Origin of the sequence: Kribbella sandramycini, from assembly GCF_013131805.1 — a bacterium.
In the GTDB taxonomy this organism is placed as follows: domain Bacteria; phylum Actinomycetota; class Actinomycetes; order Propionibacteriales; family Kribbellaceae; genus Kribbella; species Kribbella sandramycini.
Map to the genome: position 1 here is coordinate 1,010,146 of NZ_JABJRC010000001.1, position 17,474 is coordinate 1,027,619.

14 protein-coding genes are annotated in these 17,474 nt (G+C 68.7%); 8 read left to right on the top strand and 6 right to left on the bottom strand.

Annotation, left to right across the window (positions count from 1 at the left end; all coding sequences use genetic code 11):
- Positions 1-43 precede the first annotated feature (43 nt).
- The 7 genes from HPO96_RS04375 (at position 44) to HPO96_RS04405 (ending at position 9,495) form a co-directional block, all read left to right on the top strand.
- Positions 44-1,042, top strand: a complete 999-nt coding sequence (locus HPO96_RS04375) for a M14 family zinc carboxypeptidase (RefSeq protein ID WP_171671186.1) — start codon at positions 44-46, stop codon at positions 1,040-1,042.
- Positions 1,043-1,225: 183 nt separating this feature from the next.
- Positions 1,226-2,821 (top strand): ABC transporter substrate-binding protein, encoded by a 1,596-nt coding sequence (locus tag HPO96_RS04380; protein WP_337796505.1) that lies wholly within the window; start codon positions 1,226-1,228, stop codon positions 2,819-2,821.
- Positions 2,818-3,807, top strand: a complete 990-nt coding sequence (locus tag HPO96_RS04385; protein WP_238354692.1) for an ABC transporter permease — start codon at positions 2,818-2,820, stop codon at positions 3,805-3,807. Before HPO96_RS04380 ends, HPO96_RS04385 begins: the two co-directional genes overlap by 4 nt.
- The gene (locus tag HPO96_RS04390) at positions 3,804-4,637 is read left to right on the top strand and encodes an ABC transporter permease subunit (RefSeq protein WP_171671187.1); all 834 of its coding nucleotides are present in this window, start codon (positions 3,804-3,806) and stop codon (positions 4,635-4,637) included. Before HPO96_RS04385 ends, HPO96_RS04390 begins: the two co-directional genes overlap by 4 nt.
- Positions 4,634-5,425, top strand: coding sequence for an ATP-binding cassette domain-containing protein (locus tag HPO96_RS04395; protein ID WP_171671189.1), 792 nt, complete (start codon positions 4,634-4,636; stop codon positions 5,423-5,425). Before HPO96_RS04390 ends, HPO96_RS04395 begins: the two co-directional genes overlap by 4 nt.
- Positions 5,419-5,976: an ABC transporter ATP-binding protein gene (locus HPO96_RS04400; RefSeq protein ID WP_171671191.1), complete on the top strand. Its 558-nt coding sequence runs from the start codon at positions 5,419-5,421 to the stop codon at positions 5,974-5,976. The genes HPO96_RS04395 and HPO96_RS04400 overlap by 7 nt, the downstream gene beginning before the upstream one ends.
- Positions 5,977-6,060: 84 nt before the next feature.
- Positions 6,061-9,495 carry a glycoside hydrolase domain-containing protein gene (locus tag HPO96_RS04405; RefSeq protein ID WP_171671192.1) on the top strand — a complete coding sequence of 1,145 codons (3,435 nt, stop codon included), beginning with the start codon at positions 6,061-6,063 and terminating at the stop codon, positions 9,493-9,495.
- A gap of 1 nt (position 9,496) precedes the next feature.
- On the opposite strand, the gene HPO96_RS04410 is transcribed toward HPO96_RS04405, so the two are convergent.
- The 4 genes from HPO96_RS04410 to HPO96_RS04425 form a co-directional block, all read right to left on the bottom strand.
- Positions 9,497-10,753: a hypothetical protein gene (locus HPO96_RS04410; RefSeq protein ID WP_171671194.1), complete on the bottom strand. Its 1,257-nt coding sequence runs from the start codon at positions 10,751-10,753 to the stop codon at positions 9,497-9,499.
- Positions 10,754-10,755: 2 nt separating this feature from the next.
- Complete coding sequence (locus HPO96_RS04415; protein WP_171671195.1) at positions 10,756-12,294, bottom strand: alkaline phosphatase D family protein; 1,539 nt, start codon at positions 12,292-12,294, stop codon at positions 10,756-10,758.
- A 138-nt stretch (positions 12,295-12,432) separates the two neighbouring features.
- Complete coding sequence (locus HPO96_RS04420) at positions 12,433-12,810, bottom strand: DUF1304 family protein (protein ID WP_171671197.1); 378 nt, start codon at positions 12,808-12,810, stop codon at positions 12,433-12,435.
- Complete coding sequence (locus tag HPO96_RS04425; RefSeq protein ID WP_171671198.1) at positions 12,807-13,235, bottom strand: cupin domain-containing protein; 429 nt, start codon at positions 13,233-13,235, stop codon at positions 12,807-12,809. The genes HPO96_RS04420 and HPO96_RS04425 overlap by 4 nt, the downstream gene beginning before the upstream one ends.
- Positions 13,236-13,356: 121 nt before the next feature.
- Here HPO96_RS04425 and HPO96_RS04430 point away from each other — a divergent pair, with 121 nt between their 5' ends.
- On the top strand, positions 13,357-14,406 hold the full coding sequence (locus HPO96_RS04430; protein WP_171671200.1) for a helix-turn-helix transcriptional regulator: 1,050 nt from the start codon (positions 13,357-13,359) through the stop codon (positions 14,404-14,406).
- Here HPO96_RS04430 and HPO96_RS04435 read toward each other — a convergent pair.
- The gene (locus tag HPO96_RS04435; RefSeq protein WP_171671201.1) at positions 14,393-15,796 is read right to left on the bottom strand and encodes a glycoside hydrolase family 6 protein; all 1,404 of its coding nucleotides are present in this window, start codon (positions 15,794-15,796) and stop codon (positions 14,393-14,395) included. The genes HPO96_RS04430 and HPO96_RS04435 overlap by 14 nt on opposite strands.
- An 83-nt stretch (positions 15,797-15,879) precedes the next feature.
- Complete coding sequence (locus tag HPO96_RS04440) at positions 15,880-17,400, bottom strand: alpha/beta hydrolase (RefSeq protein WP_171671203.1); 1,521 nt, start codon at positions 17,398-17,400, stop codon at positions 15,880-15,882.
- Between the last annotated feature and the right edge of the window lie 74 nt (positions 17,401-17,474).

Here is a 17,474-nt window from a genome sequence, read left to right on the forward strand (position 1 = left end):
GAAGGGTTGTTGCGGTCCGCAGTCCGGTCGATACTCGGCGAGCATGAGGATGAAGCCCCGAATCGCCCTGATGTCCGCCCTGGTCACCATCGGGTTGCTCGCCGCGCCCGTCGCCCAGGCCACCACACCGAAACTCGATCCACGGCCGTCGACGGCGAAGCTGACCGTCGAACTGCACAAGCTGTCCCTGCTGAGCCACGGGAAGATCCGCATCAGCCCGATCGGGCGGAGCAACGAGAACCGCCCGGTCTGGGCAGCGCGGGTCGGCCACGGCAAGACGAAGATCCAGTACGTCACGCAGCAGCACGGCGATGAGCCGCTCGGGACACCGGCGGCGCTGGAGTTCCTGCGGACGGTCGGCGTCGGCAACAGCCCATGGCAGCGCAAGCTGCTGTCGAAGGTGACCGTCGACATCGTCGTCCGCGCGAACCCGGACGGGCACGAGCGCAACTGGCGCTACAACTACGACCCGACCGCGACACCCGAGTACGGCGAGGCGGGTAAGGGCTACGACATCAACCGGTACCACGACCCGGACGTCGCCCCCGCGGACAACCCGGCCACCGAGGCCGGCTTGGTGCAGCGCCGGCACGCCGCGTTCCGGCCGGACATCATGGTCGACTACCACATGCAGGGGCGCTATCGGGACGCCGCCGGCCGGGAGATCACCGCCTCCACGCTCTGGCCGACGCACCCCGGCGTCGCCGTCGACGACGTGAACTTCGCCAAACAGATCGCCGTCCTCGTCCAACGCTCGATCAACGGCGCGGGCGGCAACGTCTCCCAGTACCCCGGCGGCGACTACCAAGGCATCGCCCGCAACGGCTACGGCCTCCTCGGCAGCGGCTCCGTCCTGATCGAGCTCTCCGACATCCCGCACCGTGAACAATCCCAGATCACCGACGCGCTGACCTCGATGCTGGCCATCGCCCGGGCCGCCGCCGACGGCTCCCTACACACCATCGACCCCACCCGAGCCACCGCCATCCCGCCCCGGGGCCCTGCCCTGCCCGGCACCACCGAAGAACACGAAGCTGACTGATCGACGGTAAGGACAGGTAGTAGTCGCTCGGGAGCGACCACCGACAGCTACCCCCAGGCGTGCGGACGCAGGTACGTAGCCCTCTACGTCCTGTTCTTCCGCACGCCTGTTGCGGAGGGGGCTGGTGGCAACGTAGGTTTTCGGCGTCTGTTGCGATCGGGTCGCATGTGAGGGGCTGGGTGCGTGAAGCGGGTTGGGATGGTGCTGGCCGGGGTTCTGGTGCTGGCTGGGTGCGCGGCGGGGGTCGACAGCAAGAGTGGTTCGGGTGGGCAGACGCCCAAGGAGCTGCGGCTGGCGATCGGTGGGGAGTCTGCTGATGGGTACGACCCGACGCTGGGGTGGGGGCGGTACGGCTCGCCGTTGTTCCAGTCGACGCTGCTGACCCGTGACCCCGAGCTGAACGTCGTGAACGACCTTGCCACCAAGCATTCGGTGAGCGCGAACGGGCTGGTCTGGACGGTCGATCTGCGCGCCGACGCGAAGTTCAGCGACGGGAAGCCGGTGACGGCGGAGGATGTCGCGTACACGTTCACGGCTGCCAGTAAGAGCGGCGGGCTGACCGATGTGACCGCGCTGGCCAAGGCGGTTGCGGTCGACAACGACACGGTGGAGCTGCAGCTCAAGCGGCCGCAGAGCACGTTCGTCAATCGGTTGATCTCGCTCGGCATCGTGCCGAAACATGCCCACGGCAAGGATTACGCGCGGAAGCCGATCGGCTCCGGTCCGTTCACGCTCGTCCAGTGGGACCAGGGCCAGCAGCTGATCGTGCAGCGCAACGAGAACTACTACGGGACGAAGCCGGCGTTCGAGCGGATCGTGTTCACCTTCACCGGCGAGGACGCGTCGCTGGCCGCCGCGAAGGCCGGGCAGGTGTCGATGGCCGCCGTACCGTCGAGTCTGGCCAAGACGACCGTGGCCGGGATGAAGGTCGTCCCGGTCAAGTCGGTCGACAACCGCGGCATCGTGTTCCCGTACGTCGCCGACACCGGGAAGAAGTCCGCGGACGCCGGCCCGATCGGCAACAACGTGACGTCGGACAAGGCCGTCCGGCAGGCGATCAACCAGGCCGTCGACCGGCAGGCCCTGGTGGACGGCGTCCTCGAGGGCTACGGCTCCCCCGCAACCGGCCCGGTCGACGGGATGCCGTGGTACGAGCCGTCGTCGGCGATCCAGGGCAACGACCCGGCCAAGGCCGAGGAGCTGCTGGAGACCGCCGGCTGGAAGGATTCCGACGGCGACGGCATCCGGGAGCGCGCGGGTGTGAAGGCCGAGTTCACCTTGCTCTACAAGGCGGATGACACGATCCGGCAAGGGCTGGCGCTGAGCGTCGCCGACATGGTGAAACCGATCGGGGTCCGGATCACGCCGAAGGGCGTCAGCTGGGACGTGATCGACAAGCGCCTGCACGCGGACGCCGTGCTGTTCGGCTGGGGCAGCCACGATCCGAGCGAGATGTACAACCTCTACTCGGCCACACAGGCCGGTGTCGAGTACTGGAACCCGGGCTACTACACGAACCCGATCGTTCAGAAGAACCTGGATGCCGCGATGGCCGCGACCGACCAGGCCACCGCGACGAAGTTCTGGAAGGCCGCCCAGCGCGATGCCCAGGGCAACGGTTTCGGCCCGGCCGGCGACGCCGCGTGGGCCTGGCTGGTGAACCTCCAGCACACGTACTTCGTCAGCGACTGTCTCGACGTCGGCAAACCGCAGATCGAGCCGCACGGGCACGGCTGGCCGATCACGGCCGGTATCACGGGCTGGCGCTGGAGCTGTTGACCAGCGCCCTGGGGTCGATCGGCTCCCGGCTGATCCGGTTGGTCCTGCTGCTCGCGGCGGTCGCGGCCGCGTCGTTCGCGCTGATGGCCGCCTCCCCGGTCGACCCGGTGGACGCGTATGTCGGCGGCGACATCGCCGCGATCGGCCCCGAGCAGCGCGCCCAGATCGCCGAGCGCTGGGGCCTGAACGACCCGCCGCTCGAACGCTTCGGAACGTGGCTGGCCAACATCGCCCGCGGCGACCTCGGCTACTCGCACACCTTCAACCAGCCGGTCGCCGACGTGATCGCGGGCAAGTTCCTGACCAGCCTCGCGCTGATGGCCGTCGCCTGGAGTCTCTCCGGCCTGATCGGCTTCACGCTCGGCGTGGTCGCCGGCGTCCGCCGGGGCCGCTGGGCCGACCGGGTCATCACCTGGTGGGCCTACACGTTGTCCTCGGCACCGACCTTCTGGGTCGGCCTCCTGCTGCTCTACGCCTTCTCGGTCTCCTTGCAGTGGACGCCGATCTGCTGCGCGGTCCCGGTCGGATCGATCGCCGGTGAGGTCGGTCTCCTCGATCGCCTGCACCATTTGTTGCTACCGGCCCTCACCCTGAGTCTGGTCGGGATCGCACCGGTCACCCTGCACACCCGCCAGGCGGTCGCGGTCGCGATGGCGAGCGACTACATCGCCTTCGCCCGCGCCCAGGGCGAACGGACGTTCGGTCTCGTCCTCCATCACGTCCTGCGGAACGCGGCAGGCCCCGCGGTGCTGCTTCAGTTCAGCTCGCTCGGCGAGCTCTTCGGCGGCTCGGTCCTGGCCGAGCAGGTCTTCTCCTACCCCGGTCTCGGCGCCGCCACCACGGCCGCCGCCCTCGGCCAGGACGTCCCATTGCTCCTCGCCATCGCCTTGTTCACCACCGTTTTCGTGTACGTCGGCAATCAGCTCGGCGACCTTGTCCACGCCTGGCTGGATCCGCGAACCCATCGAGCGGAGGTGACCGCGTGAAGGTCGCCGTCCAGCTCGACCGGCGCCGGCGGACGCTGCTCTACACCGGGCTCTCGGTGACCGTGGTCCTCGCCGTCGTGATCGCCGGGTCGTTCGCCGTCGACGCCGCGAGTACGACGCAGCTCGCCGGGCGCAATCTGAGCCCGTCCTGGGCGCACCCGTTCGGCACCGACCGGCTCGGCCGGGACATGTTCGCGCGCGTCCTCTCCGGCTTGCGACTGAGCCTGGTGGTCGGCGTCAGCGCGGCAGCGATCTCCGGCGTGCTCGCCGTCCTGATGGCGTGTGCCGCAGCCGTCGGCGGGCGGGTGGTCGACCGGGCAATCACTTGGGTTGTCGACTTGTTCCTCGCCCTGCCGCACCTGGTTCTGCTGATCCTGCTCGCCTTCGCGCTCGGCGGTGGCACGCGCGCCGTCATCATCGCAGTCGCGATCACCCACTGGCCGTCGCTGACCCGCGTCCTGCGCGGCCACGCCCGCCACGTGGTCTCGTCGGACTACGTCGCGATCTCCCGCCAGCTCGGTCGTGGCCGCTGGTGGATCGCCCGCCGGCATGTGGCGCCGCAGCTGCTCGGCCACTTCCTGGTCGGCACGGTGTTGCTGTTCCCGCACGCGATCCTGCACGAGGCCGCGCTGTCGTTCCTCGGGCTCGGCGTCGATCCGGCCGAGCCGTCGATCGGCGTCCTGCTGGCCGAGTCGATGCGGTTCCTGTCGGCCGGGGCCTGGTGGCTGGCCGTCCTCCCCGGCCTGTGCCTGCTCGTCGTCGTCAAACTCGTCGACGCGATCGGCGAGAACGTCCGCGCGCTGCTCGACCCGAGGAGTCACCACCTGTGAGTCCACTGCTGAGCATCTCCGGGCTCCGGATCTCCTTCGTCCAGTACACCCGCGGTCTGCGCCGCCGCGAGACCGTCGCCGTCGCCGGGATGGATCTGGCCGCCGACCGCGGCCAGGTCGTCGCGCTCGTCGGCGCATCGGGCGCCGGCAAGACGCTGCTCGCGCACGCCGTCCTCGGCATGCTCCCGCCGAACGCCTCCGAGTCCGGGGTGATCACGTACGACGGCGCCGTGCTCACCTCCGAAGACCGGCGGCGGCGCGCCGGGCACGAGATCGCGCTCCTCCCACAGTCCGTCGACTTCCTCGACCCGCTGGCGACGATCGGCCGGCAGGTACGCCGCTCCGCACAACTGGCCGGGCGGCCGGAGTCGTACGCCGTTGCCGCGCTGGCCGATCGCGGCCTCGGGTCCGAAGTGCTGCGCCGCTACCCGCACGAACTGTCGGGCGGCATGATCCGGCGGGTCCTCGTGACGATGGCGACCATGGGCGACCCGCAGCTGATCCTCGCGGACGAGCCGACGCCCGGGCTGCCGCAGGCCGACGTCACCGCCGTACTGCGGGACTTCCGCGCCCTGGCCGATGACGGACGGGCCGTCGTGCTCATCACCCACGAACTGCGGGGCGCACTCGAAGTCGCCGACTCCGTCGTCATCTGCCGTGACGGCCGTACGATCGAGACCGCTGCGCCCGCTGACTTCACCGGCGACGGACCCGATCTACCGCCGTACAGCCGTGCGCTCTGGCAGGCCCTGCCTGGTAACGGCTTCCGCGTGGAGCAGCCATGCTGAGCGCCGAGGGTCTGTGGTTCCGCTACCACAAGCGCGCCCCGTGGATCCTCGAAGACCTGAGCCTCACCATCGAGCCCGGCGAACGCGTCGGCCTCTGCGGTCCGAGCGGGGCCGGCAAGTCGACCATCGGCCGCCTGCTGGCCGGCTACCGCAAGCCGAGCCGCGGCGCGATCACCAGCGACGGCCCGGTCCAGCTCGTCATGCAGCACCCCGAACGGACCATGAACCCGCACTGGCGGATCCGCGACGTTCTGGCGGAGGCCGGCTCGACCGTCGACGAAGCCCTCGTCGAGCCGCATTGGCTCGACCGCTTCCCGCATGAGCTCAGCGGCGGCGAACTGCAACGCGTCAACCTCGCCCGGGCACTGCTCGCCGAGCCGCGGTACGTGATCGCCGACGAGATCTCCGCCAGTCTGGACGCGATCACCCAGGCCCAGCTCTGGCATCACCTGGTCGAGTACGCCGAAGCGCACGGCGTCGGCGTCCTCGCGATCTCCCACGATCAGGATCTGATCGCCAAGGTCACGCAGCGCACCCACCGAGTGGAGTGAGACCAGTGGTCTAGGCGAGGACGTTTACCGCTGCCCCTCCCCCGGCAGACGATGGTTGCGCAGCTTCCGCCCGGAGGGACAGATATGCGACTCATCAAGCTCGGAACGGTTCTCACGCTGGTTGCGGGCGCGCTCGTCGCACTCGGCACCGCACCGGCCACCGCGGTGCCAACCGACCTCTGGACCGAATCGGCGTACACGAGTGTGTTCCGGGACAGCGGCCCATCGGCCGACGCGGGCCGGTCGCTCAGCCTCGACATGGCGCGGAACGAGTACGAGAGCGCGCAGATCGTGCTCCGCCGGAACGAGGCGTTCACCATCGACGCCGTCCGGCCGAGCGCGCTCACCGGCCCGGGCGGAACGATCGCCGCGGAGCACGTCACCACGAACTTCGTCGACTACCACTATCTCGAACACAACACGCACGACGCCAAGACCGGCAAGATGGACATCTACCCGGGCGTTCGCGTCGGCGCGGGGCTCTACCCGGACCGGCTGACCAACGAGCTCAGCAAGGCCGTCGCGGCGCGCTCGACGCAGTCGATCTGGGTCCGTGTGTACGCGCCGGCGAGCGTGGCCGGCGGGGTCTACAGCGGCACGGTCGAGGTGGTCACCAGTCGTGGGACGCAGCTGGTCCCGATCCGGGCCGACGTCCGGGCGGTCACGCTGCCCGCGGCGAGCCAGGGCAAGTTCACCACCAGCTTGTGGCATCTGTTCTTCGGCAACATCAACTGGGAGATCCACAAGGACGAGGAGATCAAGAAGGCCTACGGCCACGAGCGCTACAGCCCCGAGTGGTGGGAGCTGATGCGCAAGGTCGCGGTCATGTTCAAGCAGTACCGGACCAACAACCTCGAAGTCCCGGTGACCAAGCTGCTGGCGGACGCCGGAACCCTGCCGGACGGCAAGGGCGGCTACACGTTCAACTGGAGCCGGTTCGACCAGATCGTCCAGTTGTTCATCGACGCCGGTGCGGTGAAGCGGATCGAGGGCTTTCCACAAGCCTCGTTCGCGCTGAAGGGCGACCCGAACGTCCGCGACATCGAGGTGATCAAGAACGTCGGCAATCAGCCCACCCGGGAGTGGGTGGACTGGACGTCGGCCGATGGGCAGCAATGGCTGACCCGCTACCTGCCCGCGCTGCGCGACCATCTGGCCGCCAAGGGCTGGCTGGACATGTTCTGGACGCACGCCAGTGACGAGCCGCAGCACCACAACGTCGCGGACTACAAGCGGCTGGCGCAGCGGATGCACGAGATCTGGCCGGGGATCAAACTCGCCGACGCCGTCGACATCACCGGCATGCAGTCGCAGATCACCGACCTGACCGACCATGCGATCGCCCAGGAGTTCGTCTACGACGACGAGAAGCCGCTGTTCCAGCAGATCGCCGCGTCCGGCAAGGAAGTCTGGTTGTACAACTCCACCGCGCCCCGGAAGAACTTCCTGAACAGGTTCATCGATCAGCCGCAGTGGTACCAGCGAATGACGATCTGGTACGCCTACGGGCAAGGGCTGCACGGCTACCTGCACTGGGCGATGACCTCGTGGACCATCGACCCGCAGGCCAACGACGCCATGGGTGACCGCTACATCGTCCGCCCGGACAAGGAGCGCAATGCCGTCGAGGTGACGCCGCGGTACGAGTCCCTGCGCGACGGGATCGAGGACTACGAACTGCTGACGCTGCTGGGTCAGCAGGATCTGGGGCTGGCCCGCGGTCTGGCCGACGGTCTGGTCCAACTGTCCGACAAGTTCACTCCGGACACGGCGTACATGCAGCGGACCCGAGTCCGGGCGCTCGACGCCGCGGCTGGGCGAACCACGGCCGATCCGGCTCGGTCGGCCGCCACCACTGCCTCGGCCGGCGACAGCGCAGCAGTAGTCGACGGCTCGCCCACAACCAGTTGGCGACCAGGTACCGGTGCGCAGTGGCTGCAGGTCGACCTGGGCCGGCAGGTGCAGCTCGACGGCGTCAAGCTGCGCTGGAACAGTCCGCAGACCGGCTACACGCTGCAGACGTCGTACGACGGCGCCCGCTGGACTCAGGTGTACGCAAACGGCCGCAGCGACGGCGGAACCGATTTCGCGGGTCTGAACGCGAAGGGACGCTATCTGCGGCTGCAGACGACGTCCGGCACACCTGACCTCGCCGAGCTCGCAGTCGCTGGTGCTGCGCTACCGAAGGTCAACGTGGCCGGTGGACGAACGTACCGGCGTACGCCCGAGCCGAACGACCTGCCGGACAGCGGGATCGAGTCGACCGACGGCGTCCTCGCTGACGCTTTCAACGACGGCCGCAGCTACGGGTACAAGAGCCCGACCGGCACTGTCGTTCTCGATCTGGATCTCGGGTCGGTGCAGACTCTGGACAGTGCCGCACTGCACGCCTACGAGGAGTTCCCGAAGTACCGGCCCGACAGTGTGCGAATCTCGACGAGCGTCGACGGTACGACGTACACGCAGCGCGGGCTGCAGTTCGCGCCGCGCGGGCCGTCCGGCGTCTGGTACAGCTTCCAGTTCGCGCCTGCGACGGCGCGGCACGTCCGCGTCACCTTCACCAAGGCGTACGACAGCGAGGCGTCGTCGCTGTTCATCGACGAGCTCGAGGTGTACGCCGCGGACCGGCAGAGCCTCGCCGCCGGCCGGCCCTACCTGAAGTCGGAACCGGCCGTCACCCATCCCGGCTACCCGGACACGGGCGGGACCGAGTCGACGGACGGCGCCGCGGCCGCGGGCTGCGGCGTCGGGCACGGGTACGAACTCCCGACACCAGGCTCGTCTCGCACCGTTGAAGTCACGGTCGATCTCGGGACTCCGACAGCCATCAGCAAGCTCCGGACGAGTCGGTACGACGACGGCAAACACGACTACGGCCCGTCGGTGGTTCGGGCCTTCGCTGGCGACGACGTAGTCACCATGACGGCCCGGGGGCAGACGAGCACGGCCAACGGCCGCTGGTACGAGCTGCCCGCGACCACGACGGCTCGCTACGTCAAACTGCAGTTCGAGAAGACTCGCACCGGGGACTTCGCCGACTTCCTCTTCCTGGACGAGGTGGAGGTGCTGAACGGCTCCGGAGTCAACGTCGCGCTGAACAAGTCGTACCGGACGACCTTCCCGGCTACGCCCGACCCGGCCTACCCCGACAGCGGCGGCAAGGAGTCCACCGACGGTGTGGTGGCCGGCTCGTACGAGGACGGCTTGGGCTACGGCTATCGCCTGAGTAGCGCTGGCCAGACCCGCACCGTCGAGCTGACGCTGGACCTCGGTAGCACGCAGTCGGTCTCGAAAGTCCGCGTGCGCGGCTTCGACAACGGCAGGCACGACTACTCCCCCGACAACGTCGCAGTGTCCGCAGGCGGGCGCGCACTGGCCGAAGCGGGCACTCCTCACGACCAGTGGTTCGAGCTGACGTTCCCGACGACCACTACGCGCTATCTGACGGTTCGGCTGACCAAGACCCGGTCCCACGACTTCGCCGACTACCTCTTCGTCGACGAAGTCGTGGTGACCTGAGTTACCAGCTGTTGTTGGAGATCCCGGTACCGAGGACTACCTGGTCGTAGGTGTTGCCGTCGTTGTCGTCGGTGTAAACGACGGCAACCTCGGCGTACGCCGAGACGGCGACGGCCATCTGCTCCTGACGGCCGGCGGTGACGCTGCTCAACTGCTGAGCGGAGAGCCGGCCGGTGTCGGTGCCTGCGGGGGTGAACCCGCGGACCGAGACGTCGAGGTCGGCGGCTTGGGTGGTCCAGCCGACGACGGTCTGCAGGGCGTTGTCGATGCCGATCGACGGCGACTTGCCGCCGGCGGCGACCTGGACGTCGGCGAATCGGCCGGTGCCGTTGGCGTCGAAGGTGCGGGTCCAGGCGCCGGCGGTGCCGGTGTGGTCGGACTCCCAGGCCACAGCGAAGTCGCCGTTGAAGTTGGCGGCGACTGCGGCGTGCGTCTGCTGGCCATCTCCGTTGGAGTTGGCGATGCGCCGCGAGAGGTTCACTGCGCCGTTCGTACGCGCCAGCCGGACCAGACCGACGTTGTACGCCGCGTTGGCGTCACCGTCCTCGTCCCAGACCACGACTGCGTCACCGGACGCCGAAACCGCGACATCCGGGTTGTGGTGCTGACCTGTGGTCTGCGAGGCGGTCACCTCCCACGCACGTGTGGTGGGCCCAGTGAACCCAGCCGCCTTGACGGTGGCCGGCGTACCGGTCTGGATGTCTTCCCAGGTCGCAGTGAAAGCTACCGCCGCACCCGACGGCGACCCGTCCGGATCGACAGCCACCCGCGGATTGATCTGCTGACCGTCTGAGCTGGTGTTCGCGTAGCCCGATGCGGTGACCGTACCTGCGGTGTTCAGAACGCGATACGGAATGTTGTAGTACCCATTGCCGTCCGGGTCGTCCTGCCAGACCACGACGGCGTTGCCGTTGTCGTCCAGCCCGACGTCCGGGTGCAGGTGGCGCCAGTTGGTCACTCCGGAACTGCCGCCGGCGGAGAGCTTCTTCTCGTAGACGGCGGTGCCGTTCCGGAACAACCGGATCCAGATGTCACTGTGCACCGGGTCGGTCGCGTTGTCCGTGTCCCGGTCGTCCTCCCAGACCACAGCGACGTACCCGGACCTGTTGGTCGCGACTGCGGGCGCGTCTTGGTCGCCGGTCGCCGTACTGTTGGCGGTCACCCAGGTGGGCGTAGCGACGTGAGCGGACGCCGTCGGCGCCAGCAGCCCCAGGGCCGTCACGGCGGTCCCGACTACAGCCAGAGTCCTCTTCAGCATGATCACACCGCCTGCAATCCGGGCTGACCGTCCTGGATGACGAACGACTTCGCAGTGGTCGCCGGAGCGCCATGCTCCGACACCTTCGCGACCGCACGGAAGTCGGCTCGTAGTTGTGTCGGGCTGATCGTCGTGCGGACGTACCCGCGCCGGTTGTTGAAGAACTTCAGCCACGGGTTGTTGCCGACGTCCGGGATCGCAGTCGCGCCATCGCCGTCCCCGCTGGAGGACACCGACGTGCAGACCAGCTCCGAGCCGATCGTGGCCGAGTTGGCGTTGTTGTAGTCCAGCTTCAGGTCGCTGGCCCAGGCGCGGTGCACATCCCCGGTGAGCACGACGGGGTTCCGCGTGCCGCGGTCGACCCAGCCCTGCTGGATGCGGGCCCGCGAAGCGCGGTAGCCGTCCCAGGAGTCCATGCTCGCGCCGCTGGCGTTGAAGCGCCGAGCGAAGAACACCTGCTGACCGATGATGTCCCAGGTCGCGGTCTTCTGGTTCAGACCGTTCAGCAGCCAGGTCTCCTGGGCGTTGCCCGGCAGACTGCGCGATGCGAGGTCGGCGTCCGAGCAGACCTTCCAGCCGTCACCACAGGCTTGGTCGTTGCGGTACTGCCGGGTGTCGAGCATGTGGAAGGACGCCAGGCTCCCCCACTGCAGCCGCCGGTAGAGCGGGATGCTGGCGCCGCTGTTCGCCTGAGCAGGCCGCAGCGGCATGTTCTCGTAGTAGGCCTGGTACGCCGCCGCCTGCCGGGCAGTCCACTGCGCAGCGGTCAACGACGGCGTGCTGTCGGCCCGTACGTTGCCCGCACGGTTGTTCTCCACCTCGTGGTCGTCCGGTACGACGATCCACGGCGCGGCCGCGTGCGCAGCCTGCAGATCCAGATCGCTCTTGTACTGCGCGTACCGGCGCCGGTAGTCCGCCAGCGAGACGATCTCGGTCGCACCGGCGTGCAACCGCGGCCGGCCGGTCGTTGCGCCGTACTCGTAAATGTAGTCACCCAGATGCAGGATCAGCCCCGGGTTGTCCTCGGCCATCCGTCGATAGGCCGTGTAGTAACCCTCTTCGTAGTGCGCGCACGAAGCGAACGACATCACCAGCTCGCGACCCGGTGTGCCCGCGGCAGGCGCCGTCCGGGTCCGGCCGACCGGCGACAGGTGCCCCTGCGCGCGGAACCGGTAGTAGTAGTCGAAGTCCGGGCTCAAGCCGCCCGCGATCACATGGACAGAGTGCGCCTGGGCGGTCTTGGCAGTGACCGAACCAGATGCGACCAGAGTGCTGAACGTATCCGTCGTCGACACCTGCCAGTCGACGACGACGTCCGCGGCGGCCATCCCACCCAGCCCGTCGGCATTCAACGGCGAGGGCGCGAGCCGCGTCCACAGGACGACGCTGCTGGAGTCGGGATCGCCCGAGGCGACCCCGAGCTGGAACGGGTACGGCGTCGCCGCAGTCGCGGCAATCACCGCCGAACGAACAGGAAGTGCGCTGACCCCAGCCGCGGCGAGACCGCCGAGGACCAGAGTTCTGCGACTGATTGGGCTCATGACGTCTCACCTTCACGGGTACTCAGGGCGGCGGTCTCCCGGACGGATGACGTGGACGCTGACATCCGGAAAACCTTGAGCGTTCGTGGTGCGCTGACCATCTTGACCGAAGAACGGTAACTTTCCTACCTCTTTGGTCTAGTTGATTCTGGTCAGAATCAGCAGGGTGACGGCAGGTATGCCCTCCAGTAGCGAGTTCAGCCACAGCCGCCGCTCAGACACTACGAGAACGACGGCCAGGAAGGTGTGCTGCGCCGCTGTGAAAACAATCAATGCCTCGCCGGCGGACGGATGCCCGTTGTTCAGTAGGACAACGCCGGCCACGAGTGCTAAAGCTGTTGTCAGGTTGTAGAAACCGACGTTGATCGTCCACAGCCGGATGGCGTCGAAGTCACCCGGCTTGGTCAGGAACAACGGGTGCAGCAGCGGTCGGCGGTACAGGAACGACTCCATCACCCAGACCATCACCAGCATCGCCGCGATCGCCACGGCGAGCACCTGCGCCGCCGTGCTCATGACTGGACCAACTGGACGCCGTGGCGGCCGGCGATCGCCGCCAGAGCGGCGTGGTCGGTGGGGTCGGCGGTAGTGAGGTCGGCGAAGAACGCGCCCATCCTGCCGGTGCGGCTGAAGGTGAGGAACTTGGCGGACGGCGTCAGCACCGAGAAGGTGTTGACCGTGCCGGCCGGGATGCTGATCGACGACCCCGGCCCGAGGTCGTAGCCGTGGTCGCCGGCCTGGACGAGGATGCGGCCGTGCAGCACATAGAAGGCCTTGCTCCACGACTCGATGTGCGGCGGTCCGGCCGGGCCGCGCGGCGCGTCGATCTCGAAGAGCTCGTACTCCGCGCCGGTGTGCTCGGCGGCGATCTTGACGGTCACGGTCGCGTCCGGCGCGACGTACTCCTGCCCGGTGCCTGCTGAACTCGGATGAATACTCATAGCGGCGACGGTAGGCAGCGCGGCCGGGCCGGACCATCCCGGCCGCGAAGGCTCCGGACGCCGCCGGAATCCCCACAATTCAGGGATATGCCGCGCCCGGACGGCGGCGCATACTGAGCGCATGTGGGAGGGGCGGGCGCAGGCCGCGCGCCGGGAGATCGCGGCCTTGGCGACGTCGGGGCTCGGCGTCGAGGCACTGCACGCCGCCGCGATCGAGGTGGTCGGCGACGTAGTCGGCAACGAGCTGACCTGCTGGGCCGCCCTCGATCCGGGCACCTTGGTGATCAGCTCGATGACCGGCGGGAGAGACCGGATCCCCGCCGAGTACGAGCCGCGGCTGGCCGAGACGGAGTACGCCGGCGACGTCCCGAACTCGTTCGCGGACCTGGCCCGCCGGGCCCAGCCGGTCGCCCGGCTGTCCGACCTGCCGTATCGCGAGGTCGTCGGGCACCGCCGGCTGAACGAGGTCTGGCGGCCACTCGGGATCGACCACGAGGTGCGGACGATGTTCATGGTCGACGGCGACTGCTGGGGCGCCGCGGGTTTCGTCCGCTCCGGCGCGGACTTCAGCGATCGCGAGCTCGACTTCCTGACCGCGGTCGCCCCGGCGATCGGCGCGGCGACCCGAGTCGCGGTCCGCACCGACGCCCACGGCTACCGCGGCGGCGCAGGTCCGTCGATCGTCGTCACCGGCCCGGACGGCGAGCCGCGCGCAGTCACCGCGGCCGCCCGCTCCTGGCAGGACGAGCTCGATCTGATCGCGCCCGGCCGGTTCGGCGTCCTCTTGCGGGCGGTCGTCACGGGTACGCGGGCCACCAGGAGCGGGACGTTCCAGGCGCGGGTGCAGGCCGCGTCGGGCGGGTGGGTGTTGTTACAGGGCAGCCGGTTGATCGGCGACGACGACTCCGAGGTGGTCGTCACGATCGAGCCGGCCTCCGGCCGCCATCTGGTCGGCATGCTGCTCGCGGCGTACGGGCTGACCGCGCGTGAGCGCGAGATCTGCCTGGAGGTGATCTCCGGGCGGACGACGGCCGAGATCGCCGACCGGCTGACGATCTCGCCGCACACGATCCAGGACCACCTGAAGGCGGCGTTCACGAAGGTCGGCGTCCGCAGTCGCGGCGAGCTGGTCGCCACGCTGCGGCCCGACGATCTGACTACGGGTTGTTGATGAGTTTGAGGGCGAGGTCCGGGTCGAAGTGGCCGGCTTCGGTGGTCGAGTCGCCGCAGCTGCCGTCGGAGTCGCCGGGGACCTTGATCCAGAGCAGCATTTCGGCGCCGCCGCCGGGTTGGGCGGTGGCGCCGAGTTTGCGGCCGGTGGGGTTGCACCAGGTGGTGGAGGCGCCGTTGCCGTTGCGGCTGGTGTCGACGATGAAGGGTTTGCCCAGGCGGCCGGCGAGGTCGTTGGCGAAGGCAACGGTTTCGGCGGTGCCGTAGTAGTTGGAGACGTTGGTCGCGAGGCCGTGGGCGTTCGCGACGCCGATGCTGTTCAGGCGGGCCGCCAGCTCGGGGACGCCGATCTCCTCGGCCCAGCCCTTGTTGGTGGCGTCGGCGTACGTCCAGGTGTTCGGCGCGAAGTCCTTCAGGGTCTGGAGGGCGTAGGCGAGCATGCGAACGCGGGCCTCCTTGTCCTTGGTCTCCTTGATGCAGTGGAAGTCGCCGATCGAGTCCGGCTCCAGGACGACGAGCGCGGGGCGGATGCCGATCGCGGCGGCGAACGTCTGGATCCACTCCTTGTACGCCTCCTCACCGGCCGCGCCGCCGCTGGAGTGACCGCCGCAGGCATCCCGGCCCGGGAGGTTGTAGGCGACCAGGACCGGCAGCTTGTCGGCGGCGTCCGCGGCACCGGCGTACAGGTTGATGTCGTCGGCGAGGTTGGTGTTCCAGCCGCCGAACCAGCGGGCCATCGGTTTGCCGGCGAGCGCGTTGTTGATCGTGGTCGCCTTCGGCCCCGGGTTGTTGCCGACCCACTGTTTCGGGTTGGACTGCGGGTCGACGTAGAAACCGCTGGTCAGCGCGACCGGGTTGCCGGCCGGCGTGCCGTGCAGGTCGAGCAGCGAGACGTTGTCGAGCCAGAGCGTGTAGCCGCCACCGGCGAGACCGCCGAGCTGGATGGTGAACTCGGCTTGGGTTGTCTCCAGCGAGCTGGTGAACGCGAAGGCGAAGCGCTGTTTCTTCGTGCCGACCGCGAAGGCCTTGTTCAGCGGGGCGGTGTAGGGCGCGGTGTTGAGTTGCACGGTCGTCTGCAGGGTGCGCGGCGCGGAGACGCGAGCGTCGAAGGACAGCAAGTAGCGATGGTTCTGCTTGATCGGGAAGGCCGGCGCTTTCTGACCGATCATCGCGTCCCATTTGTTCGCGGTGCCACCGGGGACGACGGCTTTGAGCTGCCCGGCGTCCACGCTGATCGGGGTGTTGCCGGTGCCCCACCAGTTGGCCGTGCTGGTGGCGAAGCCGCCGTTGACGATCAGCTCGGTCGCCGCGCCGGCCGCGGGAGCGCTGCCAGGAACGACGACACCAAGGGCAAGTGCGACGGCGATCAGGCCGCGCGGAATCCAGCGCATATGCAGTCCTTCGGGGCGGAAGACGGGACCGGGAGCGCTCCCAATCTTGCTCGTCGCACTCCCCGGTTGTCACTAGTTTTCAGTCACCGAATCAGCCCCGCCACCGACTTTCCCGCCGGCAACGGGTCGAACGGCTTGCGATCCTGCTGACAGGTCGAGCCGTCGGACGGCGCCTGCAGCGTGCTCAGGTACGTCGTGAGCAGCCGGTCCGCGCACTTGCTCGCGCCGAGACTGGTCGCGTGGCCCCAGCCCTCGATGGTGACCATCCGGGCATCGGGCCACAGGTTCGCGAACGGGCGCGTCGCCTCGTACGGCGTCCCCGGATCATGCCGGGTCCCGAAGATCAGCACCGGTCGGCGGACCTGGTTCGGCCAGGGCGCGAAGTAGGCATCCTGATCCTTCAGCCCGAGGAACTCGCAGTGAATGCCGATCCAGGCGCGGAACCGGCCGAAGTGCGGAGCACGCCCGTCCGCCGCATCGGCGTACGCCGGGTAGGACAGCGGCCGGCCGGTGTTGCGCGTCTCGATACAGGGCTGGAGCGCGTTACCGATCGAGGGATAGTCCTCCTTCCGCACGGCTTTCGCGGACGTCGCGGATGTCGCGAGCTCGGCCAGCTGCTGAGCCAGCGCGGGGTAGGTGGTCGACGAGTAGAAGGAGCCGAACATGTACCCGACCGTCGTCGGGTAGTCGAAGTGGCCGATCGGCTTGGTCTTCAGGCGTTCGAGCAGGTTCTCGACGACGGTCCGCGGGTCGCCGAGCGCGTTCAGCGGGCAGGCGGCGGCTGCTTTCTTGCACTCCAGCAGGAACTGTTGATAGCTGTCCGACGCAGCCTCGCCCTGCCGATACCGCGCCCCGACCGGCAGCCGCTCGCCGTTCGAGCCGGTGTACCGCTCAGGCACCAGCGTGCCGTCCATCACGAGCGCTCGGACGTTGTTCGGGAACAGCTTGGCGTACGTCGCCGCCAGGAACGTGCCGTACGAATAGCCGAGATAGCTCAGCTTCGCGTCGCCGACCGCTCGCCGGAGCAGATCCAGATCCCGAGCGACGTTCGCGGTCGACATGTGCCGCAGCCGATCCGGCGACGTCCGGCGGCAACTGGCCGCCAGCTTCGCGGCGTCCGCAATGTACCCGCGCTCCTCGGCCGCGGTCACCGGGAAGTCCTTCAGCTTCGCCAGCACGACCGCCTCTTCGGCCGCGGTCGGGTAACAGGTGGCCGGGTCCGACAGGCCGACCCCGCGCGGGTCGAACCCGACGATGTCGAACCGCGCCCGCAGCTGCGGCGAGTAGGACGAGGCGATCTGCTGGACGAACGGCACTCCGGGCGCACCCGGGCCTCCTGGGTTGATGAAGAGCGAGCCGACCCGCTGCGCCGGATCAGCGGCCGGCAAGCGGGTCAGCGCGATCGTGGTCGTCGGACCGTTCGGGCGGTCGTAGTCGGTCGGCACCTCGACCGACGCACACTGGAACGGCGCCAGCTCCGGCGCCGCTCCACAACTCCCCCAGTTGATCCGCGGTACGTCGTACGGCGCCTTGGCGGCCGCGGTGACCGGTGTGACCAGCGCGAGCGCGGTCGCGACGGCGGTCAGACTTCGAACGATTCTCATGGCCACCGACGGTAGGGATTCGGGCCCCCGCGGCGCTTCGGCCGCGAGAGGGAAGCCGGTGACCGGCCTCCCTC

Bases quoted from the DNA above. Each gene is read 5' to 3' on its own strand.
- HPO96_RS04420 (WP_171671197.1), bottom strand. From the start codon at position 12,810: ATGAGCACGGCGGCGCAGGTGCTCGCCGTGGCGATCGCGGCGATGCTG.
- HPO96_RS04435 (WP_171671201.1), bottom strand. From the start codon at position 15,796: ATGCGCTGGATTCCGCGCGGCCTGATCGCCGTCGCACTTGCCCTTGGT.
- HPO96_RS04440 (WP_171671203.1), bottom strand. From the start codon at position 17,400: ATGAGAATCGTTCGAAGTCTGACCGCCGTCGCGACCGCGCTCGCGCTG.
- HPO96_RS04375 (WP_171671186.1), top strand. From the start codon at position 44: ATGAGGATGAAGCCCCGAATCGCCCTGATGTCCGCCCTGGTCACCATC.
- HPO96_RS04410 (WP_171671194.1), bottom strand. From the start codon at position 10,753: ATGCTGAAGAGGACTCTGGCTGTAGTCGGGACCGCCGTGACGGCCCTG.
- HPO96_RS04415 (WP_171671195.1), bottom strand. From the start codon at position 12,294: ATGAGCCCAATCAGTCGCAGAACTCTGGTCCTCGGCGGTCTCGCCGCG.
- HPO96_RS04425 (WP_171671198.1), bottom strand. From the start codon at position 13,235: ATGAGTATTCATCCGAGTTCAGCAGGCACCGGGCAGGAGTACGTCGCG.
- HPO96_RS04430 (WP_171671200.1), top strand. From the start codon at position 13,357: ATGTGGGAGGGGCGGGCGCAGGCCGCGCGCCGGGAGATCGCGGCCTTG.
- HPO96_RS04405 (WP_171671192.1), top strand. From the start codon at position 6,061: ATGCGACTCATCAAGCTCGGAACGGTTCTCACGCTGGTTGCGGGCGCG.
- HPO96_RS04400 (WP_171671191.1), top strand. From the start codon at position 5,419: ATGCTGAGCGCCGAGGGTCTGTGGTTCCGCTACCACAAGCGCGCCCCG.